We start from the raw sequence: 20670 nt of genomic DNA, 5'->3' as shown, positions 1-20670 counted from the left end.
CGATTGTTACCGTAGCTGCCGCATGATCTCAATCCGGATCCTCGCAATCGGCGCAGGTGCCGCGTACCTCGATCACCGGGCGCTTGGGCGAGAAGCCCGCACCCGTCGCCACGCCGCGTACGCTCGCGGTGATCGCGTCGTCGTCGAGATGCGTGGTCTGGCCGCAGCTGTCGCATACAAGGAAGATACAGTCGTGCAGGCAGCCGGGATGGCTGTTGGCGACATAGGCGTTGGCGCTTTCGACGCGGCGCGCGAGATTGGCGCCGACGAACAGGTCGAGGATGCGATAGACGCTGTTGGCAGCGACGCGACGACCCTCGGCCTTCGAGACGGCTTCGGCGATGTCATAGGCCGAGGCGGGCTTGTCGAACGTGGCGAGCACTTCGAAGATGCGCTGGCGCATCGCCGTCCACTGCTCGCCGGCAGCTTCGAGTGTCTTCTGCGCGGCGCTGGTGAGCGCCTTGCCGGTAGGCTCGCGATGATCGTGGGCGGCGTGGCTGTGCATGGCGCAGATGTAGGGCGCGGCGCGCGCGCGAGCAACTGCGGCTAGATTACAGCGCGACGGTTTAGGTCGTGGCCGAGCGCGAGCACCGCGACGCCGACGAGCGTCCAGACGATCTCGCCCGAATCGTGCGGCAGCGTCAGCGCGCCGCCCATGATGCCCAAGCCCAGCGATCCGATCGCCGCGGGCATCATATAGCCATGATCGAGCACGCCGCGCCCGAGCGCGAAGGCGCCGAGCAGCATTGCGAGGCCCAGACCGATCTCGTGCACCGATTCGTGCAGGAAGGGTTGCGCGACCGACGAGAGCAACGCCAGCAGCACCGCGCTGGCAAGGCAGTGCACGACGCACAAAGCCGACACGCTGATCGCCAGACGATCGAGCGCGTTGCCGCGGGGAAGGGGGAGGGCGATGCCGGCCATGCACGCCATGTAGACCGCAACCCGCGACGTTACAATATCACATATAATGTTTTTGTGCGGGCCATCGCTATGGCTGCATGCGGCACGGGTCGAAGGCGGCATCGACGGGGCTGCTGCCAAGGGCTATGGCGCGCGCATGACTGGTACGACGTTCGCCGCTCCACGTTCCACCGCCGTTTCGCCGCGCGCCCGCCCGCGCGCGATCGCGGCGTGGCTGTGGAGCATCGCCGCGCTGATCGTGCTGATGGTCGCCGTGGGCGGCATCACGCGGCTGACCGAATCGGGGCTTTCGATCACCGAGTGGAAGCCGGTGTCGGGCGCAATCCCGCCCTTGAACGCCGCCGACTGGCAGGCCGAGTTCGTCAAATATCAGGCGACACCCGAATATCGCGAGATCAATCGCGGCATGAGCCTGGCTGAGTTCAAGTTCATCTATTTCTGGGAGTGGTTCCACCGGCTGCTGGGGCGGCTGATCGGCATCGCCTTCGCGCTGCCGCTGGCGTGGTTCGCGCTGCGCCGCGCGATTCCGCCGGGCTATGGCGCGCGGCTGACGGCGCTGCTGGCGCTCGGCGGATTGCAGGGGGTGATCGGCTGGTGGATGGTCACGTCGGGCCTCGCCGAGCGTACCGATGTCAGCCATTTCCGGCTCGCGGTGCATCTCAATCTCGCGCTGGCGATCCTAGCGGTGACGGTGTGGACCGCGCTCGACATGCGTGCGCTGGCGCGCGACCCGGCAGCGGCGCCGGCGCGGATCGTGCCCGTGGCATGGGTAGCGGGTGGCGTGCTGCTGGTGCAGCTGCTGTTCGGCGCGTTCGTCGCGGGGCTGAACGCCGGCCTCGTCACCAATGAATGGCCGCTGATGAACGGGCGGCTGGTGCCGGCGATCGATACCGCCGGGGGCTTGGGCAATGCGCTGGTCAACGATCCCTGGGCGCTGCACTTCATCCATCGCTGGTGGGCGTTCGCGGCCTTCGTCGCGCTGATGTTCCTCGCGCGCGCGGCCAGGCGCACGGGCGCGCGGGGCGCGTCGATCGCGATCCATCTGGCGGTGGGCACGCAGATATTGCTGGGTATCGCCACGGTGATGAGCGGCGTGCAGTTCCATGCCGCGCTGACGCACCAGATCGTCGGCGCGCTGCTCGTCGCGGCGACGGCGTGGGGCGCGCATGCCGCGGGGCGCGTGCGCGCATGAGCGACATCGCGCTGCTGCACGTCACCTTCGGCACCGTCGAGGAAGCCGAACAGGTGGCGCGGGCGATGGTCGAGGAGCGGCTGGCGGCGTGCGCCAACGTGATGGCCTCGTGCATCTCGATCTATCGCTGGGGCGAGGGCGTCGAGCAGGAAGTCGAGACGCCGGTGCTGTTCAAGACGACGATGGAACAGGCGCTGGCGCTGCGCGACCGCATCGCCGAGCTGCACAGCTACGATCTGCCGGTGATCGAGCTGTGGCCCGCCGCCGCAACCGAGGCCGCGGCACGCTGGATCAACGATGCTATCGAATCCTAGGGTATCCAGATACCCGTCAGAAATCCCGCGGCAAACTTGACTTTCTGGCGATCGAACGGCAATTGGCCGCGCAACGGCGCCCGTCGCTTCGGCCGCGTGGCGTTCGCCCAGTCCTCGATCATAGGGTTTTCCAAGCCATGAAGGCGCTCATGAAGACCACCAAGTCGGTCAAGCCGGCCGAGGTGGAAAAGCAGTGGCACATCGTCGATGCCGATGGCCTCGTCGTCGGCCGTGCCGCGACGATCATCGCAAATGTGCTGCGCGGCAAGCACAAGACCAGCTTCACCCCGCATGTCGATTGCGGTGACAATGTCGTCGTCATCAACGCCGACAAGGTGCGCTTCACCGGCAAGAAGCTGCAGGACAAGGTCTATTACAAGCACACCGGCTATGCCGGCGGCATCAAGGAAGTGACCGCGGCCAAGCTGCTCGACGGGCGCTTCCCCGAGCGCGTGCTCGAAAAGGCCGTCGAGCGCATGATCCCGCGCGGCCCGCTGGGGCGCCAGCAGATGCGCAACCTGCGCATCTACAAGGGCACCGAGCATCCGCACGAAGCGCAGAACCCGCAGGTCCTCGATATCGCGGGCATGAACCGCAAGAACAAGGTGGGCGCATAATGTCCGACAACCGCCAGTCCCTCGCCGATCTCGGCGCCATCGCCGCGGGCCAGCCCGCCCAGCCGGCGCCCGCCGGCACCAACGCTCCCGCTGCCGCCACGGGCGACGAGGCCGCTGCCGCGCCGCAGCAGCCCGCCGCCCCCACGATGCCGCTGCGCGAGCAGGAAGTCGACCAATATGGCCGCTCCTACGCCACTGGCCGCCGCAAGGATGCCGTGGCGCGCGTGTGGCTCAAGCCCGGCTCGGGCAAGATCACCGTCAACGGCCGCGACCAGGAAACCTATTTCGCGCGCCCCACGCTGCGCCTCGTCATCAACCAGCCGTTCGGCGTGACCGAGCGGACCGGCCAGTATGACGTGATCTGCACCGTCAAGGGTGGCGGGCTTTCGGGCCAGGCCGGCGCGGTCAAGCACGGCATCGCCCAGGCGCTGACCAAGTATGAGCCGGTGCTGCGCGCGCCCGTCAAGGCCGCCGGCTTCCTGACGCGCGACAGCCGCGCGGTGGAGCGCAAGAAGTACGGCAAGGCCAAGGCCCGCCGCAGCTTCCAGTTCTCAAAGCGCTGATACGCGGCATTGGCCGGGTTCGCCCGGCCGGCCTTTGCGAAACGCCCGCGCGGGGGATGCCCGGCGCGGGCGTTTTTTTGGCCCCCTACCTTGAAGGGAGGGGCAGGGGGTGGCTGGCGTAATCGCGATACGATTGCCCTTGCGCGTAAGGCTTACCGTACCACCCGGACCCGACCCACCCCCGACCCCTCCCTTTCAGGGAGGGGAGGGCTCGCCGCCGCCCTTGAAGCCCTGCGCCACGACATACCATTCGGACGAATCCTTGCGGCTCGCCGGCGGCTTGGCGTGCTTGACGGTGGTGAAGGCGCGCTTGAGGTCGGCTACGAGGTTGTTGTCGGCACCGCCCGCCAGCACCTTGGCGACATAGGCGCCGCCGGGGCGCAATATCTCGCAGGCGAAGGCGAGGCCGGCCTCGACCAGCGCCATGGTGCGCAGGTGATCGGTCTGCGGATGGCCGACGGTATTCGCCGCCATGTCCGACAGGACGAGATCGGCCTGGCCGCCCAGCGCCTCGGTCAGCAGCGCGGGTGCGGTTTCAGCGAGGAAATCCATCTGGAGGATGGTGACGCCCTCGATCGGGTCGACGGGCAGCAGGTCGATGCCGACGATCGCGGCGCCCGGCGCCTTCTTGCGCGCCACCTGCGTCCAGCCGCCCGGCGCGATGCCGAGATCGACGATGCGCTTCATGCCGCGCAGCAGCCCGAACTTCTCGTCGAGCTCGATGAGCTTGTACGCCGCGCGGCTGCGATAGCCCTCGGCCTTGGCCTTGCGGACATAGGGATCGTTGAGCTGGCGCTCGAGCCAGCGCGTCGACTGCGCGGTGCGGTTGCGCGCGGTGCGTACGCGCACGCGGCCCGGACCCCGGCTCATGTCCCGGCCTGCATCAGCCGGCGCAGGATGCCCTCGCGAATGCCGCGATCGGCGATGCCGATGCGTTCGGCGGGCCAGATGTCGAGGATCGATTCGAGGATCGCGCACCCCGCCACCACCAGATCGGCACGTTCCTGGCCGATGCACGGCACGCGCGCGCGATCGGCGATGGCGAGGCCGGCGAGCCGTGCGCTGACATCGCGCATCGCCTGTGTCGGCACGATCAGCCCGTCGATCGCCGAGCGATCATAGGAAGAAAGCCCCAGATGGACGCTAGCGAGCGTGGTGACGGTGCCGCTGGTGCCGAGCAGCCGCGGCACGCCACCGCGCGGCGGGTCGAGGCGCCGGGCGAAGGGCGCGAACGATTCGGCGACCATCGCGCGCATCCGTGCGTAATGCGTGGCGAGGCTTTCGCCGCAACGCGCACTGGCAGCGGCGGCCTCGGTGAGCGACACCACGCCCCAGGGCGCGCTGTGCCAGTCGATCACGCTCGGCACGGTGCCGTGCGTGTCGATCAGCACCAGCTCAGTCGATCCGCCGCCGATGTCGAACACCATCGCGGGGCCGTCACCGGGTTCGAGCAGCGCGTGGCAGCCGAGCACCGCCAGCCGCGCTTCCTCCTCGGCGGAGATGATGTCGAGCCGAATGCCCGTCTCCTCGCGCACGCGTGCGATGAACTCGGGGCCGTTGGCGGCGCGGCGGCATGCCTCGGTCGCGACCGAGCGCGCCAGCGTAACGTTGCGGCGCCGGAGCTTGTCGGCGCAGATGCGCAGGGCAGCGAGCGTGCGGTCGATCGCGGCGTCGCTCAACCGTCCCGAGGCGGCAAGCCCCTCGCCCAGCCGCACGATGCGCGAGAAGGCGTCGATCACCGCGAACCCCGGCCCCTGCGGGCGCGCGATGAGCAGCCGGCAATTGTTGGTGCCAAGATCGAGCGCGGCATAATGGCGCGCCTCGGGCCAGCGCGCGCGCCGGGGGCGGATATCCTTCGCCTGCTGTACAGCCGGACGGTCCGGCTGCTGCGGCAACTGGTGGGATAGGTCCCCCATGCCGTCCAATCTCGCTTATGTTCTTGTTCCGTCACGGCACATAGCCGCCGGTGCTTGATGCCAACGCTATCGCAAGCGACGGGTACGTACAAGGCGGTGCGACGAACGCCGCAGCGGCCGGTTGACAGCCCCCGAACGCCCGCCTATCTGCGCGCCTCCCGTTGCCCTGTCGTCTAATGGTAAGACTACGGACTCTGACTCCGTCAATCGTGGTTCGAATCCACGCGGGGCATCCATCCTCTCCCGGACCTTCCCGGTGCCCGCCGCAACGGCTGCTGGCCGCGAAGGATCGACCTGCCGGCTGACGGGTTGTCGCGGGCATGACCGACTATCGCCAGGAAAGTGATTCGCTGGGCACCATCGACGTGCCCGCCCATGCCTATTGGGGCGCGCAGACGCAGCGCTCGATCGCCAATTTCCCCTTCGGCGCGAGCGAGCGGATGCCGATCGGCATCGTCCATGCGATGGCGCGCGTGAAGCAGGCGGCGGCGCGGATCGCGCGGCGCCAGGGGCTCGAGCGCGACAAGGCCGACGCCATCGACAAGGCGGCCGAGGAAGTGGCGACCGGCCTGCATGACGACCAGTTCCCGCTCGTCATCTGGCAGACCGGATCGGGCACGCAAACCAACATGAACGTCAACGAGGTGATCGCCGGCCGCGCCAACGAGATCCTCAGCGGCACGCGCGGCGGCAAGGCGCCGGTGCACCCCAATGACGACGTCAATCGCGGCCAGTCCTCGAATGACAGCTTCCCCACCGCGCTGCACGTCGCCGCCGCCTGCGCGGCCTATCAGCGGCTCTATCCCGCGCTCGACCGGCTGTTCGAGGCGCTGGGGGCGAAGAGCGAGGCGTGGGACGGCATCGTCAAGATCGGCCGCACGCATTTGCAGGATGCGACGCCGCTCACGCTGGGCCAGGAATTCTCGGGCTATGCCGCGCAGATCTATGCCTGCCGCAACCGGATCGATGGCGCGGTGGCGCATGGTGTGATGAAGCTCGCGCAGGGCGGTACCGCCGTCGGCACCGGGCTGAACGCGCCCAGGGGCTTCGACCAGTCGATGGCCAATGAGCTGTCATCGCTCACCAGCCTGCCGTTCGTGCCTGCCGCCAACAAGTTCGAGGCGCTGGCATCGAACGACGCGCTGGTGCACCTTTCGGCCGCGCTCAACACGCTGGCGGTGGCGCTCACCAAGATCGCCAACGATATCCGCCTGCTCGGCAGCGGCCCGCGATCGGGGCTGGGCGAGCTGGAGCTTCCCGCCAACGAGCCGGGAAGCTCGATCATGCCCGGCAAGGTCAACCCCACGCAGTGCGAGATGCTGACGATGGTGGCGGCACAGGTGATGGGCAATCACATGGCTTGCACCGTAGGCGGGTTGCAGGGGCATCTCGAACTCAACGTGTTCAAGCCGCTGATCGGCGCCAATGTGCTGCGCTCGATCGACCTTCTGGCGACGGGCATGGAAAGCTTCGCCGAGCGCTGCATCGAGGGGCTGGTGGCGAACGAGGCGCGGATCGCCGAACATGTCGACCGGTCGCTGATGCTCGTCACCGCGCTGGCGCCCGAGATCGGCTACGACGCCGCCGCGCGCATCGCCAAGCACGCGCACGAAAGCGGATCGACGCTGCGCGAGGCAGGGCTGGCGCTGGGGCTGGTCGACGAAGCGACGTTCGACCGGCTGGTCCGCCCCGAGACGATGGTCGGGAACTGACACGCCGCTTGCGCGATTGATGCGCCCGCAACTGGAGGCTGTGCGACATGGTGGGAATCAAGTGGGGCGCGCTGATCGGCGGCGCGCTCGATGCTTCGGATGGCGACGATTCGCCACTCGACGGTGCGCTCAAGGGCGCGATCATTGGCGGCGTGCTGCGCGTGGCGGTACCGATCGCGTTCACCTACGCGGTGGGCTGGCTGGTGCTCAAGGGCCTGAGCGAAGGCGTCGACGCGTTGGGCGACGCGGTGAGCGGCGATGGCGCAAAAGCGGCAAGCGACTGATCGTGCCGCAGGCGGAACTTTCCCCCCCGCCGCGCGCTCGAACTTCTGGAATCAGACGAGGAATTGGAAGCATGCTGAAGCGTGTCATCGGCGCCCTGGTAGGCCGCGAAATGGACCGCCGCGATGGTTCGGGCGGCATGAAGGGCGCGGCGCTCGGCTGGGCGGCGGGTAGCGTGCTGCGGCGCATGGGGCCGTTCGGCACCGCGCTCGGCGCGGCCTATGTCGGCAAGAAGCTGTACGAGCGGCGCAAGGCATCGAAGCGCCGGCCGCTGTAAGACCGCGCGCCATGGCTTGACGCGGCGGCGGCGAGCGGCCCAAAGGCCCCCATGGCGCATACTCCCGAGTCCGATCCGCACGGCTTCCGGCGTCGCGGCGTGCTGTTCGTGCTGTCCTCGCCCTCGGGTGCAGGCAAATCGACGATCGCGCGCAAGCTGCTGGCGAGCGATCCGCAGCTCGAAATGTCGGTATCGGCGACGACGCGGCCGATGCGCCCCGGCGAAGTCGACGGGCGCGACTATCATTTCGTCGATCTCGAGCGGTTCCGCTCGATGGTGGCCGATCATGCGTTTCTCGAATGGGCGCATGTGTTCGATCATCGCTACGGCACGCCGCGCTCACAGGTCGACGCGATCCTCGATTCGGGACGCGACGTGCTGTTCGATATCGACTGGCAGGGCGCGCAGCAGCTTTTCCAGATCGCCGGCGGCGACGTGGTGCGCGTGTTCATCCTGCCGCCGTCGATGGAGGAACTCCACCGCCGCCTGACCGCGCGCGCGACCGACGCCGAGGCGGTGATCGACGCGCGCATGGCCCGCGCGGCGGGCGAGGTGAGCCACTGGGACGGCTATGACTATGTGCTCGTCAACGACGATGTCGAAGCCTGCTACCAGAGCGTGCGCACGATCCTGGCCGCCGAACGCCTGAAGCGCTCGCGCCAGACGGGGCTGATCGGCTTCATCCGCTCGATGCTGAAGAACTGATCGCCGTCAGGCGGCGCGCGGCGTGATGCGATCGAGCTCGTCGCCCACCTACCCCCGTGCGCCACCCCATTTGCGCCGCGTCTTGCCGAAGCGATCCTTGCGCGTGCCCGGCTTGCCTTCGTTGCTGCGACCCATGACCGGGGCCTTGCGCTCATGGTCGGGCAGGCCGAGTTCCTCGGCTTCAAGGCTGCGGATTTCGTCGCGCAGGCGGCCGGCTTCCTCGAATTCGAGGTCGGCGGCGGCCTTGCGCATCTTCTTTTCAAGCTCCTCGATATAGGCGCGCAGATTGTGGCCGACCATGTGCGGGCGATCGGCGTCGATCTCGACCGTCACCTGATCCTTCGACGCGACGTGCGCGATGATGTCGCCGATGTTGCGCTTGATCGTGGTGGGGGTGATGCCGTGTTCGGCGTTGTACGCTTCCTGCTTCTCGCGGCGGCGGTTGGTCTCGTTGAGCGCGCGTTCCATGCTGCCCGTCATGCGATCGGCATAGAGGATCACGCGACCCTCGACGTTGCGCGCCGCGCGGCCGATCGTCTGGATCAGCGAGGTCTCGGAGCGCAGAAAGCCTTCCTTGTCGGCATCGAGGATCGCGACAAGCCCGCATTCGGGAATGTCGAGCCCCTCGCGCAGCAGGTTGATGCCCACCAGCACGTCGTACACCCCCATGCGCAGGTCGCGGATCAGCTCGATGCGTTCGAGCGTCTCGACGTCCGAATGCATGTAGCGCACCTTGATGCCGGCCTCGTGCATATACTCGGTCAGGTCTTCGGCCATGCGCTTGGTGAGCGTCGTCACCAGCGTGCGATAGCCCAGCTCGGTCGTCTTCTTCGCCTCGACGATCAGGTCCTGCACCTGCTCCTCGACGGGCTTGATCTCGACCGGCGGGTCGATGAGGCCCGTCGGGCGGATGACCTGCTCGACGAACACGCCGCCGGTGCGCTCCATCTCCCACCCGCCGGGCGTCGCCGAGACATAGGTGGTCTGCGGGCGCATCGCGTCCCACTCGTTGAACCTTAGCGGTCGGTTGTCGATGCACGAAGGCAGGCGGAAGCCATATTCGGCAAGCGTGATCTTGCGGCGATGGTCGCCGCGCGCCATGCCGTTGATCTGGCCGATCGTCTGGTGGCTCTCATCGACGAACAGCAGCGCATTCTCGGGCAGATATTCGAAAAGGGTCGGCGGCGGCTCGCCGGGCAGGCGGCCGGTGAGGAAGCGGCTGTAATTCTCGATGCCCGCGCACGAACCCGTGGCGGCGATCATCTCGAGGTCGAAATTGGTGCGCTGCTCGAGCCGCTGCGCTTCGAGCAGCCGGCCCTCGGCCTGCAATTCCTTGAGCCGTTCCTCAAGCTCGTGGCGGATCGCGTGCGTCGCCTGCTTGAGCGTGGGGCCGGGCGTCACATAATGGCTGTTGGCGTAGATGCGGATGCTGTTGAGGCTCGCCACTTTCGATCCGGTCAGCGGATCGAACTCGGTGATCTCCTCGATTTCGTCGCCGAAGAAGCTGATGCGCCAGGCGGTGTCCTCGTAATGCGAGGGAAACACCTCAAGGCTGTCGCCGCGCACGCGGAAGGCGCCGCGCTGGAAGGCGGCGTCGTTGCGCTTGTATTGCAGCGCCACCAGCTTGCGCACGATCTCGCGCTGGTCGTGCGTCTCGCCCTTTTTCAGGTCGAAGATCATCGCCGAATAGGTTTCGACCGAGCCGATGCCGTACAGGCACGATACCGACGCGACGATGAGCACGTCGTCGCGTTCGAGCAGGCTGCGCGTGGCCGAATGGCGCATCCGGTCGATCGCCTCGTTCACCGAGCTTTCCTTCTCGATGTACGTGTCCGAGCGCGGGACATAGGCCTCGGGCTGGTAATAGTCGTAATAGCTGACGAAATATTCGACGGCGTTCTCGGGGAAGAACGACTTGAATTCGCCATAGAGCTGCGCGGCGAGGATCTTGTTGGGCGCGAGCACCAGCGCGGGGCGCTGCAACGCCTCGACCACCTTGGCCATGGTGAAGGTCTTGCCCGATCCGGTGACGCCGAGCAGCACCTGATCGCGCTCGCCGCCGCGCGCGGCCTCGACCAGTTCGGCGATCGCGGCGGGCTGGTCGCCGGCGGGCGCATAGTCGCTGACCAGCCTGAACGGCCGGCCGCCTTCGGCCTTAGGCGGGCGGGCGGGGCGGTGGGGGACGAAGCTCTGCCCGGTTTCGGGTTCGGCCAGGTTGGTGCGGATCTGGATCGCCATCGCGCCGGATATGGGGAGGCGGCGGCGATGCGGCAACGCGGGGATTGACCTGCGACAGCAACGCTTTATTGCGACCCGCTCGCAACATGGAGTACCGCGTGCCAAGCCCCGCTATCGCCGGCGCAATGCCAAACCGGCTTGTGCACCGCGCCTTGCCTCCCATATCAGCCGCCATCCTCGCACGCCACGCGCGCGTGCGCTTCTGCAAGCCCGGAGATACCGCATGAACCTGATGACGCGCACCGAGCGCGTGATCCCCGACAATCCCGCGTTCTCGACCGTCGCGGTAAAGTGGGTCCGGCACTGGAACGAGCATCTGTTCAGCTTCGCGGTCGAGCGGCCGGCGAGCTTCCGCTTCCGCTCGGGCGAGTTCGTGATGATCGGGCTGCCGGGTGTGGGCGAGGGTGCCAAGCCCGTGATGCGCGCCTATTCGGTCGCCAGCCCCGCCTGGTCCGACGAGATCGAGTTCCTGTCGATCAAGGTCGAGGACGGGCCGCTGACGCAGCGCCTCCAGACGATTGAGCCGGGCGACCAGCTCTATATGGGCCGCAAGCCCACGGGCACGCTGGTGCTCGACGCGCTGACGCCGGGGCGGCGGCTGTTCCTGCTCTCGACGGGCACCGGCCTGGCGCCCTTCCTGTCGATCGCGCGCGATCCCGATGCCTATGAGCGGTTCGGCCAGATCGTCATCGTGCACGGCGTGCGCCGCGTTGCCGACCTTGCCTGGCATGACGAGATGAGCGCCAAGTTCGCCGACGATCCGCTGGTGGGCGATCAGGCGCTGCTCCAGTTCCACTACGTGCCGACGGTGACGCGCGAGGATTTCCACACCAGGGGGCGCATTCCCGATCTGGTCGACGACGACCGGCTGTTCGCGCCGCCGCTGACCGGCGAGCGCGGCTTCGATCCCGCGACCGACCGCGTGATGCTGTGCGGCAGCATGGGCATGATCCGCGATTTCGCAGCCCGGCTCGAAGCACAGGGCTTCACCGAGGGATCGAACGCCAATCCCGGCGATTTCGTGATCGAGCGCGCCTTCGTCGATTGATCTCGGCAGGCGATGCGATACTCTCCCGGGCACATCACAGCCGGGGGGAATCATCATGCGTCGCCTGCTCGCCACCTCTGCCGCGGCGCTGACGCTGGGGCTGGCCGCGCCCGCTTCGGCCGAGCCCGATTACGCCGCGGCGGTAAAGGCCGATTACGACCGCGACTTGCGCGCGCTGTTCGAGTGGTTCCACGCCAATCCCGAACTCTCGTTCCGCGAGACAAACACCGCCGCGCGCATGGCCGCCGAGCTGCGCAAGATTTCGGGCATGGAGGTGACCGAGAAGGTTGGCGGCACCGGCGTGGTCGGCGTGCTGAAGAACGGCGACGGCCCCGTGGTGTTGCTGCGCGCCGACATGGACGGGCTGCCTGTCGAGGAGAAATCGGGGCTCGCCTATGCCTCGAAGGCGCGGCAGGTGGGCGTCGACGGTGTCGAGGCGCCCGTGATGCATGCCTGCGGGCACGATACGCACATCACCGCGATGGTCGCCAGCGCACGGCGGCTTGCGGCGCTGCGTGATCGCTGGAAAGGCACGCTGGTCTTCATCGTCCAGCCCGCCGAGGAGCGTGTGGGCGGCGCCAAGGCGATGATGGACGACGGGCTCTACACGCGCTTTCCCAAGCCCGATTATGCGCTCGCCTTCCACGTCGCCGCCGGGCTCGAGGCGGGCAAGGTATCGGCGGCCGAGGGCATCCAGTATTCGTCGTCCGATTCGGTCGATATCGCGGTGCCCGGCGTCGGCGCGCATGGTGCCAGCCCGCATGCCGGACGCGACCCCATCTACATGGCCTCGCAGCTCGTCATCGCGTTGCAGGGGCTGGTGAGCCGCGAGCGCAATCCGCTGCAACCGGGCGTCATCACCGTCGGTGCGTTCAATGCCGGGCTCAAGCACAATATCATCTCCGACATGGCGAAATTGCAGGTGACGGTGCGCGCCAACGACGAGGCCGAGCGCAAGCGGCTGATCGACGGCATCCGCCGCGTCGCGCGCGGCGTGGGCGAGCTCAACGGCATGGCGAAGGACAAGATGCCCGTCGTCACCGTGGTCGAGGGCACGCCCACGACGATCAACGATGGCGATCTGGCGCGCCGGCTGAATGGCGTGCTGCAGCGCGAGCTGGGCGCGGCGCGCTTCGAGCCCTTCGTCCAGCAGGGCATGGGGGCGGAGGACTTCGCCTATCTGGTGCAGCCCGATACCGGCGTGCGCGGCTATTATTTCGCCGTCGGCGGCACCCCGGCCGCCGATATCGCGGCGGCGGCGAAGGGCGGCGCGCCGGTGCCCTCGCACCATTCGCCGCTGTTCCGCATCGAACCCGAGCCCGCGATCGTCACAGGCGCGACCGCGATGACCGCCGCCGTGCTCGACCTGATGGGACCGCAATCGGCAACGCAAGGAGCGGGGCAATGAGGCATGGTGGACGGGCGATCCTGCTGGCGGGCGCGCTCGCCGGCTGTGGCGGCGAATCGACGACCGAGAGCGCAGCGCGTACCGGCGAGATCAGCCTCAGAAATGCGAGCGTCGGCGAAGTCGCCGAACAGACCGAGGCCGCCGGCGGCCTGGGCGCCGCCGCCTTCTCGCCCGGCGAATGGGAAACGCGCGTTCAAGTAACCGACGCGCAGATCGCCGGGATGCCGCCCGCGATGGTCGATCAGATGCGCAAGCAGCTCATCACGGTGCGCACCAGCTCCAGCTGCATGACGCCCGACGAGGCCACGCGCCCCAACGAGACGATGTTCAGCGGCACCGATCGGGGCAATTGCCGCTTCGATCGATACGACATGGCGAACGGGCGCATCGCCGCGGCGATGACGTGCATGGCGATGGCCGACCAGCCGGCGATGACCGCCACGATGCAGGGCCGCTACGATGCCACCAGCTTCGATATCGACAACCGGCTCGAGGTGACGAATGTCGCGGGGGCCGAAAGCCTGACGATGGCGGCGCGCGTCACGGGCAAGCGGCTGGGCGACTGCACGACCTGACGGGAGAGAGACGATGATCGGCTATGTCACGCTCGGCATGAACGAGCCTGCGCGCACGCTGCCCTTCTACGACGCGCTGCTTGCTACCATCGGCGCCAAGCGGCTGATGGAATGGCCCGAGAACGACTTCACCATGTGGGGCACCGGCTGGGACCAGCCGGGCATCGTACTCACGCGACCCTATGACGGCGGCAGCGCGGCGCCGGGCAATGGCAGCATGGTGGCGATCAATGTCGACAGCCGCGACAAGGTGGACGCGCTGCACGCAAAGGCAATGGAACTGGGCGGCAGCGATGAGGGCGCGCCGGGCCTGCGCGAGCCCGAGGCGATGGGCTTCTACGCCGCCTATTTTCGCGACCTCGAAGGCAACAAGCTGGCGGTGTTCAACGTGCCCATGCCCGGCGCATGATCCTTCGATCGCTGGTATGCGCGTATGTGGCGGCGCTGGCGGTGCCGGCGGTCGCGCAGGACGATGCGCGCCCGGTACGCACGCGCGTCGCGCTCGGGCCGCAACTCGTGCCCAATTATCCGGGTTCGGACGGGCTGGCATGGCGCCCGCTGGTCGACGTGTCGCGTGCGCGCGGCGACGACGCCTTCGACTTCGAGGCGCCCGACGAGAGCTTCGGCTTTCCGCTGCTGCGCCGCGAGACGCTGGCGATCGGTCCCGCGATCGGCGTCGAGGGGCGGCGGACGCGGCGCGAGGTGGGGGTGGCGCTGCCCGAGGTCGGCTTCAGCTTCGAGCTCGGCGGTTTCGTCCAGTACGAGCCGCTGCCGGCGCTGCGGCTGCGCGCCGAGGTGCGCAAGGGGCTGAGCGGCCACAAGGGGCTGATCGCGGTTGCGGGCGCAGATTATGTGCTGCGCAACGCCGATCGCTGGCTGTTCTCGATCGGCCCGCGCGTGACCTTGGCCGACAATCGCTACCAGGACGCCTATTTCACCGCCGCCCCGGCCGATGCGGCGGCAGCGGGCATCGCCGCGTTCGACGCACGCGCGGGGATCAACGCCGTCGGCCTCACGGCCGGCTTCATCCGCCAGCTGACACCGCGCTGGGGCATCTACAGCTACGCCAAATATGATCGGCTGGCGGGCGATGCCGGCCGCTCGCCGGTGACGCGCGCGTTCGGCACCGCCAACCAGATTTCGGGCGGCATCGCGCTCAGCTACACCTTCGGGCGCGGCGTGCGTTAAAGTCTGTTTCAGCAAAGCTGAAACAGAGCGGCACCGGCCCGCTCCCCCACCCGGCCACCCAGCCAGGCTATCCTCATGGGTGGCCGGGTGGGGGAGCGGGCCGGTGCCGGTTCAGCGAAGCCGAAAACGACTCTAGCGCAGCGCGCGCACCTTCGGCGTGTCGAGACATGCGAGCAACGCCTCGCGATCGATCGGCTGCATCGCGCGCGGTGACACATAGGCGGGCACCTCGACCTGTCCGGCGATCTCGACCGTGCCGAACCCCGTCTGGCCGGTGCACGCAAGCGCGGCGGCGAGCAGGCGCGGCGGCGTGTCGCGCGCTTCGTAGCTCAGGCGGAAGGTGCCCCAATGCACGCCGAGCGCCCGGGCGGCGCCCAGCCGGCGATAGACCTCGACCGCATCGACGGGGCCGATATGGTTGCCGGTGCCCATCTGCCCTTCCTCGAACCGGAACGCGCCGATCGGGATCGCGGCGAAGCGGACGGGGCCGAGGGCGGCAGCCTCGTCGGCCCAGCTTCCGTCACCGAGGCCGGTGTCGCCTGAAAAGAAGATGTTGCCGCCGGGCAGCGTGATCGCGAAGGCCGACCACAGGGCGCGGTTGCGATCGGTGAACCAGCGGCTCGACCAGTGATGATTGCGCATCACCACCACGTCGATGCCCGGACGGATATTGGCGCGGCCACCCCAGTCTAGCGCGGTCGCCTCGATATCTTCATGCGCCATGATCGCATCGTTGCCGAGCGCCGTGACGATACGCGGCCGGTCGCGATCCCAGTAGCGCTTGAGCGTTGCCAGATCGAGATGATCGTAGTGATTGTGGCTGACGACGATCAGGTCGATCTTGGGCATCGCATTGGGGCCGATGCCCGAGGGTGCGATGCGCTGCGGGCCGATGCCGAACGGGCCGGCAGTGCGCGACACGATCGGGTCGGTCAGGATGTTGAGCCCCTGCGTCTGGATGAGCAGGCTGGCATGGCCCATCCAGGTGACGAGCATCCGGTCGCCATCGACGCGCGCGGGCGGGCGTGCGCGCTGGATGTCGATGCGATCGGGCCATTCGGGCCGGTCGTCGGTGAGCATCCGCGCGAAGAAGCCGCCGCGCGAGCCGCCGGTGGGAGGGCGCACGGTATCCTCGCCATCGGGATTGAAGAAGCGCTGCCCGTCAAAATGATCGCTGACGGGGCCGCGATAATAGACGCGATCGAGAAAGGCAGGGACGATGGTGGCGGCAAGACATGCGGTGACGATCAGCCACAGCAGCGTCCAGCCGATCGTCCTCGCTGCCTTCTTCATGCCGCTCCACTTTCCGGATGACCGATCGGCATCAATTCACGAAGCCGCGCTTTGTGCCCCGGGGCGGTAGCGCGAACCGCTCGACGCGACGGCCGGCGATGCTCAGCCATCGGCGCGCCGCCACATCGCGGGCGCCTTGTCGAGCATTGCGGCGATGCGCCTGTCGTCGCGCGCCTGCGCGTACATGCGAGTGTCGATGACGGCGATCCAATCGCGAAGCGTATCGCGTGATAGCGTGGCATGGTCATCGGCCAAACGCGCAAGCAACGCCATTTCGGGAGGTGCCTCAGCGCCGATTCGCGGCATGCGATAGCGCACACCGTCAAGCACCATGCATCCCGAGCGCTCGTAGAAGCGGCGGCGGCGCATCGCCTGTTCGCTACCGTCGCGATCGATCTCGATCAGCAGCGTGCGGTCGCCTGTCTGGTCGATTACCGCCTGCATGATCGATGCACCCATGCCCCGTGATCGGCGGCCGGCATCGACGGCGAGATATTCGAGCACCGCGAACTGGGCGTCGATCGGAAGGAACAGGATCGAAAAGCCGGCGACTGCGCCGTCGGCGCAGAACAGCGTGAAGCTATATTCGGGATCGTCGCCGATCGCGGCGAGCGCATCGCGCGTCTTGCGTTCGCTGGCGGGCAGCGCTTCCTCGTAAATCCACCATAACGCCTCGCGTGCCGCAGCTTCGGCATCGTGAAACGCGATGGCCTCCATCGTCAGGCGGGCTCGGCCATCGCGGCGATCTTCTCGCGCCAGACGAGCGGGGCGAGGTGGTGGACATTCTCGCCCGCGGCATCGACCGCGACGGTGACGGGGAAGTCGGCGACTTCGAACTCGTAGATCGCTTCCATGCCGAGATCGGCGAAGCCGACGACCTTGGAGCCCTTGATCGCGCGCGCGACCAGATAGGCCGCACCGCCCACCGCCATCAGATAGGCGCTTTGGTGATCGCGGATCGCCTCGACCGCGGCGGGGCCGCGTTCGGCCTTGCCGACCATCGCGAGCAGCCCCTGTTCGAGCATCATGCGCGTGAACTTGTCCATGCGCGTGGCGGTGGTGGGGCCGGCGGGGCCGACGACTTCCTCGCCCACCGGATCGACGGGGCCGACATAATAGATGACGCGGCCGGCGAACTCGACAGGCAGCTGCTCGCCCTTTGCCAGCATGTCGGCGATGCGCTTGTGCGCGGCGTCGCGGCCGGTGAGCATCTTGCCCGAGAGCAGCAACCGGTCGCCATGCTTCCAGCTCTGCACCACTTCCGGCGTCAGCGTGTCGAGATCGACGCGGATCGCGGCCTTGTCGGGCGTCCAGTTCACGTCGGGCCACTCGTCGAGCCTCGGCGCTTCGAGATAGACCGGCCCCTCTCCACGAAGCGTGAAGTGGGCGTGGCGGGTGGCGGCGCAATTGGGGATCATCGCGACGGGCTTGGAGGCGGCGTGCGTCGGCCAGTCGAGGATCTTGACGTCGAGGATCGTCGAGAGCCCACCCAGGCCCTGTGCGCCGATGCCGAGCGCGTTGACCTTGTCGAACAGTTCGATCCTCAGCGCCTCGATATCGTCGCGCGGGCCGCGCGCCTTCAGCTGCCCCATGTCGATCGCGCCCATCAGCGACTGCTTGGCGAGCAGCATCGCCTTTTCGGCAGTGCCGCCGATGCCGATGCCGAGCAGGCCCGGCGGGCACCAGCCGGCGCCCATTTGCGGGATCATCTCGAGCACCCAGTCGACAATATTGTCGCTGGGATTCATCATCTTGAACTTCGACTTGTTCTCGCTGCCGCCGCCCTTGGCGGCGACATCGACCGAAACGGTGGCGCCGGGTACCATCTCGACATGCAGCACCGATGGCGTGTTGTCGCGCGTGTTGCGGCGCGTGAAGGCGGGGTCGGCGAGGATCGAGGCGCGCAGCTTGTTCTCGGGGTGCAGATAGGCGCGGCGCACGCCCTCGTCGATCACTTCCTGCAACGAGCGCGTGCTCTCGAGCCGGCAATCCTGCCCCCAGCGCACGAACACCGTGACGATGCCGGTATCCTGGCAGATCGGCCGGTGGCCCTCGGCGCACATCCGGCTGTTGGTGAGGATCTGCGCGATCGCATCCTTGGCGGCGGGCGATTGCTCGGCTTCATACGCTTCGCCGAGCGCGCGGATATAGTCCATCGGGTGATAGTAGCTGATGAACTGGAGCGCGTCGGCGACGCTTTCGATCAGGTCGGCTTCGCGAATGGTGACGGTCATGGGGCAGGGGTCCGAGGCAGGGAAAATGCTGGCGATCGCATAGGGCGCGCCGCCGTTTGGGCCAAGCCCCGCGCAGCAAATCGGTAAGCATTGCCCGCTAGAATTGGCGGGTGGCACCAGGGTTCGAGATCAAGCGGCAATTGGGGGCGGTACGCGGGCTGTTCGGCAGCGCTGCGCGCGACGACGAGGCCGTGCGCGCCGCCGCGGGCGAGACGGCGCTCAGGCTCGTGCGCCATGTCGAGGAACATGGCGCGGGATGGTTCTGGGAAACCGACCGCACGGGCCGGCTGACCTATCTGTCGGCCAAGGTCGCGCAAGCGCTCGGCACGCCCGACAGCCCTGCGCTGGGCGCGCCGCTCACCGCGCTGTTCCAGATGGACGGCGACAACCCCGATACCGAGCGGACGCTTGCCTTCCACTTTACCGCGCGGACATCCTTTTCCGACTATGCGGTGCGTGCCGCGCAGGGCGATGCCGCCGATCGCTGCTGGTCGATCTCGGGGCGCCCCCGGCTCGATGCGTTCGGCCAGTTCCAGGGCTTCACCGGCAGCGGCAGCGATCTTTCGGAGAAGCGCCGCTCGGAGGCCGAAATCACACGCCTGGCGCTGTTCGACGGGCTGACCGGCCTCGCCAACCGCCAGCGCATGCGCCTCTCGCTCGACCAGACGCTGGCGCAATCGCGGCGTTCGTATCGTTCGATCTCGATGCTGCTGCTCGATCTCGACCGGTTCAAGGCGGTCAACGATACGCTCGGCCATCAGGTGGGCGACCTGCTGCTGCAACAGGTGGCGCAGCGATTGCAGCGCGTTGTCGGCGAAAGCGGGCTGGTCGGCCGGCTGGGCGGCGACGAATTTCAGGTGATGCTGCCCGAGGAAAGCAATCGCGACCGGCTGGGTGAGCTTGCGCGCACGATCATCGCGCAGCTTTCGCAGCCCTATTTCCTTGCCGGATCGTCGGTGACGATCGGCTGTTCGATCGGCGTGGCGATCGCGCCCGAAGACGGGCACGACGCCGAAACGCTGGTGCGCAGCGCCGATCTCGCGCTCTATGCCGCCAAGGCCGATGGGCGCGGCGTGCACCGCTTCTATCACGAGAACATGCTCGAGGGCGCGCAGACGCGAAAGGCGCTCGAGGACGATCTGCGCCACGCGCTCGAACGCGGCGAGTTGCAGGTCGTCTATCAGCCGGTGGTCGCCACCGGCGACGCGCGCATCGTTGGCTACGAGGCGCTGGTGCGCTGGCAGCACCCGGTGCGCGGGCCGGTTTCGCCCGCCGATTTCATTCCGATCGCCGAGGAATGCGGCCTGATCGAGCCGATCGGCGAATGGGTGCTGCATACCGCCATCGCCGCGGCGCGCCAGTTCGCGAATCACGCGCGCGTCGCGGTGAACGTCTCGCCCATCCAGTTCGCCAACCCGGCCTTTCCCGCCGTCGTCGCGCGCGCACTGGCGGCGGGCAATCTCGCGCCCGAGCGGCTCGAGCTCGAGATCACCGAAAGCGTCTTCCTCAACGAGAGTGCGTCGACCGATGCGATGTTCGCCAGTCTCAAGCGGCTGGGCGTGCGCCTGGCGCTCGATGATTTCGGCACCGGTTATTCGTCGCTCGGCTATCTGCGCAAGGCGCCGTTCGACAAGATCAAGATCGACCAGAGCTTCGTGCGCGGCGCGGCGATCAGCGGCAGCCGCAACGCCGCGATCATTCAGGCGATCGTGACGCTCGCGGCCGCGCTCGACATGGAGACGACGGCCGAAGGCGTCGAGGTGCAGGACGAGATCGAGCTGATCCGCGGGCTAGGGTGCAGCCACATCCAGGGCTATGTCTATGGTCGCCCGATGGACGCCGAGGCGGCGGTGGCGCTCAGCCGCAAAGGCTTCGCGCAGCCCGGTGGCTATCGCATCAGCCGCGCGCCGCGCATCCGGACGCTGCGCTGGGCGCGGTTGCAGGCGGGCGACCAGTCAGGCGAGGTGCGCATCCGCAACGTATCGACGACGGGCGCGATGATCGACGGCATCGCCTTTCCCGAAGGCGCCGCGCAATTCCCCGTCCAGATCGAGCTGATCGAGGGCCAGATGTTCAACGCGACCGTGCGCTGGGCGCATGACGGGCAGGCGGGCCTGGCATTCGACGAGCGTTTCAACCTCGAGCGGATGCATCCGCCTGCTACGCGCCCCCGGCGCTAGGGGC

At 67.8% G+C, this 20670-nt stretch carries 22 protein-coding genes and 1 tRNA gene; 15 read left to right on the top strand and 8 right to left on the bottom strand.

Features of this window, described 5'->3' with window-relative positions:
* Positions 1 to 28: 28 nt before the first annotated feature.
* Together FBR43_RS00275 and FBR43_RS00270 are read right to left on the bottom strand one after the other, a co-directional pair.
* Positions 29 to 505 (bottom strand): Fur family transcriptional regulator, encoded by a 477-nt coding sequence (locus tag FBR43_RS00275; RefSeq protein ID WP_136941257.1) that lies wholly within the window; start codon positions 503 to 505, stop codon positions 29 to 31.
* A 41-nt stretch (positions 506 to 546) separates the two neighbouring features.
* On the bottom strand, positions 547 to 924 hold the full coding sequence (locus FBR43_RS00270) for a MerC domain-containing protein (RefSeq protein WP_136941256.1): 378 nt from the start codon (positions 922 to 924) through the stop codon (positions 547 to 549).
* 136 nt (positions 925 to 1060) lie between these two features.
* On the opposite strand from FBR43_RS00270, the gene FBR43_RS00265 reads away from it, so the two are divergent.
* The 4 genes from FBR43_RS00265 (at position 1061) to rpsI (ending at position 3610) form a co-directional block, all read left to right on the top strand.
* On the top strand, positions 1061 to 2116 hold the full coding sequence (locus FBR43_RS00265; RefSeq protein ID WP_136941255.1) for a COX15/CtaA family protein: 1056 nt from the start codon (positions 1061 to 1063) through the stop codon (positions 2114 to 2116).
* Complete coding sequence (cutA, locus tag FBR43_RS00260) at positions 2113 to 2430, top strand: divalent-cation tolerance protein CutA (RefSeq protein WP_136941254.1); 318 nt, start codon at positions 2113 to 2115, stop codon at positions 2428 to 2430. Before FBR43_RS00265 ends, cutA begins: the two co-directional genes overlap by 4 nt.
* A 137-nt stretch (positions 2431 to 2567) precedes the next feature.
* On the top strand, positions 2568 to 3047 hold the full coding sequence (gene rplM, locus FBR43_RS00255; protein ID WP_136941253.1) for a 50S ribosomal protein L13: 480 nt from the start codon (positions 2568 to 2570) through the stop codon (positions 3045 to 3047).
* Positions 3047 to 3610, top strand: a complete 564-nt coding sequence (gene rpsI / locus FBR43_RS00250) for a 30S ribosomal protein S9 (RefSeq protein WP_136941252.1) — start codon at positions 3047 to 3049, stop codon at positions 3608 to 3610. The genes rplM and rpsI overlap by 1 nt, the downstream gene beginning before the upstream one ends.
* Positions 3611 to 3805: 195 nt before the next feature.
* On the opposite strand, the gene FBR43_RS00245 is transcribed toward rpsI, so the two are convergent.
* Together FBR43_RS00245 and FBR43_RS00240 are read right to left on the bottom strand one after the other, a co-directional pair.
* On the bottom strand, positions 3806 to 4480 hold the full coding sequence (locus tag FBR43_RS00245; RefSeq protein ID WP_136941251.1) for an RlmE family RNA methyltransferase: 675 nt from the start codon (positions 4478 to 4480) through the stop codon (positions 3806 to 3808).
* Positions 4477 to 5526 (bottom strand): Ppx/GppA phosphatase family protein, encoded by a 1050-nt coding sequence (locus tag FBR43_RS00240; RefSeq protein ID WP_136941250.1) that lies wholly within the window; start codon positions 5524 to 5526, stop codon positions 4477 to 4479. Before FBR43_RS00240 ends, FBR43_RS00245 begins: the two co-directional genes overlap by 4 nt.
* A gap of 162 nt (positions 5527 to 5688) precedes the next feature.
* On the opposite strand from FBR43_RS00240, the gene FBR43_RS00235 reads away from it, so the two are divergent.
* From FBR43_RS00235 to gmk, 5 genes are all read left to right on the top strand, one after another.
* Positions 5689 to 5762, top strand: a tRNA-Gln gene (locus tag FBR43_RS00235).
* Between the two features lie 84 nt (positions 5763 to 5846).
* Complete coding sequence (gene fumC, locus FBR43_RS00230; protein WP_136941249.1) at positions 5847 to 7238, top strand: class II fumarate hydratase; 1392 nt, start codon at positions 5847 to 5849, stop codon at positions 7236 to 7238.
* A gap of 47 nt (positions 7239 to 7285) precedes the next feature.
* On the top strand, positions 7286 to 7522 hold the full coding sequence (locus FBR43_RS00225; protein ID WP_136941248.1) for a hypothetical protein: 237 nt from the start codon (positions 7286 to 7288) through the stop codon (positions 7520 to 7522).
* A 71-nt stretch (positions 7523 to 7593) separates the two neighbouring features.
* Complete coding sequence (locus FBR43_RS00220) at positions 7594 to 7797, top strand: hypothetical protein (protein ID WP_136941247.1); 204 nt, start codon at positions 7594 to 7596, stop codon at positions 7795 to 7797.
* Between the two features lie 51 nt (positions 7798 to 7848).
* Positions 7849 to 8502 carry a guanylate kinase gene (gene gmk / locus FBR43_RS00215; RefSeq protein WP_136941246.1) on the top strand — a complete coding sequence of 218 codons (654 nt, stop codon included), beginning with the start codon at positions 7849 to 7851 and terminating at the stop codon, positions 8500 to 8502.
* Between the two features lie 48 nt (positions 8503 to 8550).
* On the opposite strand, the gene uvrB is transcribed toward gmk, so the two are convergent.
* Positions 8551 to 10740, bottom strand: coding sequence for an excinuclease ABC subunit UvrB (uvrB, locus tag FBR43_RS00210; protein ID WP_136941245.1), 2190 nt, complete (start codon positions 10738 to 10740; stop codon positions 8551 to 8553).
* 223 nt (positions 10741 to 10963) lie between these two features.
* On the opposite strand from uvrB, the gene FBR43_RS00205 reads away from it, so the two are divergent.
* The 5 genes from FBR43_RS00205 to FBR43_RS00185 are packed head-to-tail and all read left to right on the top strand — an operon-like array spanning position 10964 to position 14959.
* Complete coding sequence (locus FBR43_RS00205) at positions 10964 to 11788, top strand: ferredoxin--NADP reductase (RefSeq protein ID WP_136941244.1); 825 nt, start codon at positions 10964 to 10966, stop codon at positions 11786 to 11788.
* Positions 11789 to 11843: 55 nt separating this feature from the next.
* Positions 11844 to 13196, top strand: coding sequence for an amidohydrolase (locus FBR43_RS00200; protein ID WP_136941243.1), 1353 nt, complete (start codon positions 11844 to 11846; stop codon positions 13194 to 13196).
* Positions 13193 to 13771 carry a DUF3617 domain-containing protein gene (locus FBR43_RS00195; protein WP_136941242.1) on the top strand — a complete coding sequence of 193 codons (579 nt, stop codon included), beginning with the start codon at positions 13193 to 13195 and terminating at the stop codon, positions 13769 to 13771. The genes FBR43_RS00200 and FBR43_RS00195 overlap by 4 nt, the downstream gene beginning before the upstream one ends.
* Before the next feature lie 13 nt (positions 13772 to 13784).
* Positions 13785 to 14180: a VOC family protein gene (locus FBR43_RS00190; RefSeq protein ID WP_136941241.1), complete on the top strand. Its 396-nt coding sequence runs from the start codon at positions 13785 to 13787 to the stop codon at positions 14178 to 14180.
* Positions 14177 to 14959: a MipA/OmpV family protein gene (locus tag FBR43_RS00185; protein ID WP_136941240.1), complete on the top strand. Its 783-nt coding sequence runs from the start codon at positions 14177 to 14179 to the stop codon at positions 14957 to 14959. The genes FBR43_RS00190 and FBR43_RS00185 overlap by 4 nt, the downstream gene beginning before the upstream one ends.
* 132 nt (positions 14960 to 15091) lie before the next feature.
* On the opposite strand, the gene FBR43_RS00180 is transcribed toward FBR43_RS00185, so the two are convergent.
* The 3 genes from FBR43_RS00180 to FBR43_RS00170 form a co-directional block, all read right to left on the bottom strand.
* Entirely contained in the window at positions 15092 to 16252 is a 1161-nt protein-coding gene (locus FBR43_RS00180) for an MBL fold metallo-hydrolase (protein WP_136941239.1), read from the bottom strand.
* A gap of 102 nt (positions 16253 to 16354) precedes the next feature.
* Positions 16355 to 16969: a GNAT family N-acetyltransferase gene (locus tag FBR43_RS00175; protein ID WP_136941238.1), complete on the bottom strand. Its 615-nt coding sequence runs from the start codon at positions 16967 to 16969 to the stop codon at positions 16355 to 16357.
* 2 nt (positions 16970 to 16971) lie between these two features.
* Positions 16972 to 18486, bottom strand: a complete 1515-nt coding sequence (locus tag FBR43_RS00170) for a fumarate hydratase (RefSeq protein ID WP_136941237.1) — start codon at positions 18484 to 18486, stop codon at positions 16972 to 16974.
* Between the two features lie 110 nt (positions 18487 to 18596).
* Here FBR43_RS00170 and FBR43_RS00165 point away from each other — a divergent pair, with 110 nt between their 5' ends.
* Positions 18597 to 20666 carry a putative bifunctional diguanylate cyclase/phosphodiesterase gene (locus FBR43_RS00165; protein WP_136941236.1) on the top strand — a complete coding sequence of 690 codons (2070 nt, stop codon included), beginning with the start codon at positions 18597 to 18599 and terminating at the stop codon, positions 20664 to 20666.
* Positions 20667 to 20670: the final 4 nt, after the last annotated feature.

It is taken from the genome of Sphingomonas baiyangensis, assembly GCF_005144715.1.
Classification (GTDB): Bacteria; Pseudomonadota; Alphaproteobacteria; order Sphingomonadales; family Sphingomonadaceae; genus Sphingomonas; species Sphingomonas baiyangensis.
The sequence above is the reverse complement of the archived record's forward strand: the minus strand, read 5'-3'. Positions and strand labels throughout refer to the sequence as shown.

Bases quoted from the DNA above. Each gene is read 5' to 3' on its own strand.
- uvrB (WP_136941245.1), bottom strand. From the start codon at position 10,740: ATGGCGATCCAGATCCGCACCAACCTGGCCGAACCCGAAACCGGGCAG.
- rplM (WP_136941253.1), top strand. From the start codon at position 2,568: ATGAAGGCGCTCATGAAGACCACCAAGTCGGTCAAGCCGGCCGAGGTG.
- FBR43_RS00190 (WP_136941241.1), top strand. From the start codon at position 13,785: ATGATCGGCTATGTCACGCTCGGCATGAACGAGCCTGCGCGCACGCTG.
- FBR43_RS00185 (WP_136941240.1), top strand. From the start codon at position 14,177: ATGATCCTTCGATCGCTGGTATGCGCGTATGTGGCGGCGCTGGCGGTG.
- FBR43_RS00220 (WP_136941247.1), top strand. From the start codon at position 7,594: ATGCTGAAGCGTGTCATCGGCGCCCTGGTAGGCCGCGAAATGGACCGC.
- FBR43_RS00240 (WP_136941250.1), bottom strand. From the start codon at position 5,526: ATGGGGGACCTATCCCACCAGTTGCCGCAGCAGCCGGACCGTCCGGCT.
- FBR43_RS00200 (WP_136941243.1), top strand. From the start codon at position 11,844: ATGCGTCGCCTGCTCGCCACCTCTGCCGCGGCGCTGACGCTGGGGCTG.
- FBR43_RS00195 (WP_136941242.1), top strand. From the start codon at position 13,193: ATGAGGCATGGTGGACGGGCGATCCTGCTGGCGGGCGCGCTCGCCGGC.
- FBR43_RS00205 (WP_136941244.1), top strand. From the start codon at position 10,964: ATGAACCTGATGACGCGCACCGAGCGCGTGATCCCCGACAATCCCGCG.
- FBR43_RS00245 (WP_136941251.1), bottom strand. From the start codon at position 4,480: ATGAGCCGGGGTCCGGGCCGCGTGCGCGTACGCACCGCGCGCAACCGC.
- fumC (WP_136941249.1), top strand. From the start codon at position 5,847: ATGACCGACTATCGCCAGGAAAGTGATTCGCTGGGCACCATCGACGTG.
- FBR43_RS00180 (WP_136941239.1), bottom strand. From the start codon at position 16,252: ATGAAGAAGGCAGCGAGGACGATCGGCTGGACGCTGCTGTGGCTGATC.
- FBR43_RS00275 (WP_136941257.1), bottom strand. From the start codon at position 505: ATGCACAGCCACGCCGCCCACGATCATCGCGAGCCTACCGGCAAGGCG.
- gmk (WP_136941246.1), top strand. From the start codon at position 7,849: ATGGCGCATACTCCCGAGTCCGATCCGCACGGCTTCCGGCGTCGCGGC.
- FBR43_RS00170 (WP_136941237.1), bottom strand. From the start codon at position 18,486: ATGACCGTCACCATTCGCGAAGCCGACCTGATCGAAAGCGTCGCCGAC.
- FBR43_RS00225 (WP_136941248.1), top strand. From the start codon at position 7,286: ATGGTGGGAATCAAGTGGGGCGCGCTGATCGGCGGCGCGCTCGATGCT.
- rpsI (WP_136941252.1), top strand. From the start codon at position 3,047: ATGTCCGACAACCGCCAGTCCCTCGCCGATCTCGGCGCCATCGCCGCG.
- FBR43_RS00265 (WP_136941255.1), top strand. From the start codon at position 1,061: ATGACTGGTACGACGTTCGCCGCTCCACGTTCCACCGCCGTTTCGCCG.
- FBR43_RS00270 (WP_136941256.1), bottom strand. From the start codon at position 924: ATGGCCGGCATCGCCCTCCCCCTTCCCCGCGGCAACGCGCTCGATCGT.
- FBR43_RS00175 (WP_136941238.1), bottom strand. From the start codon at position 16,969: ATGGAGGCCATCGCGTTTCACGATGCCGAAGCTGCGGCACGCGAGGCG.
- cutA (WP_136941254.1), top strand. From the start codon at position 2,113: ATGAGCGACATCGCGCTGCTGCACGTCACCTTCGGCACCGTCGAGGAA.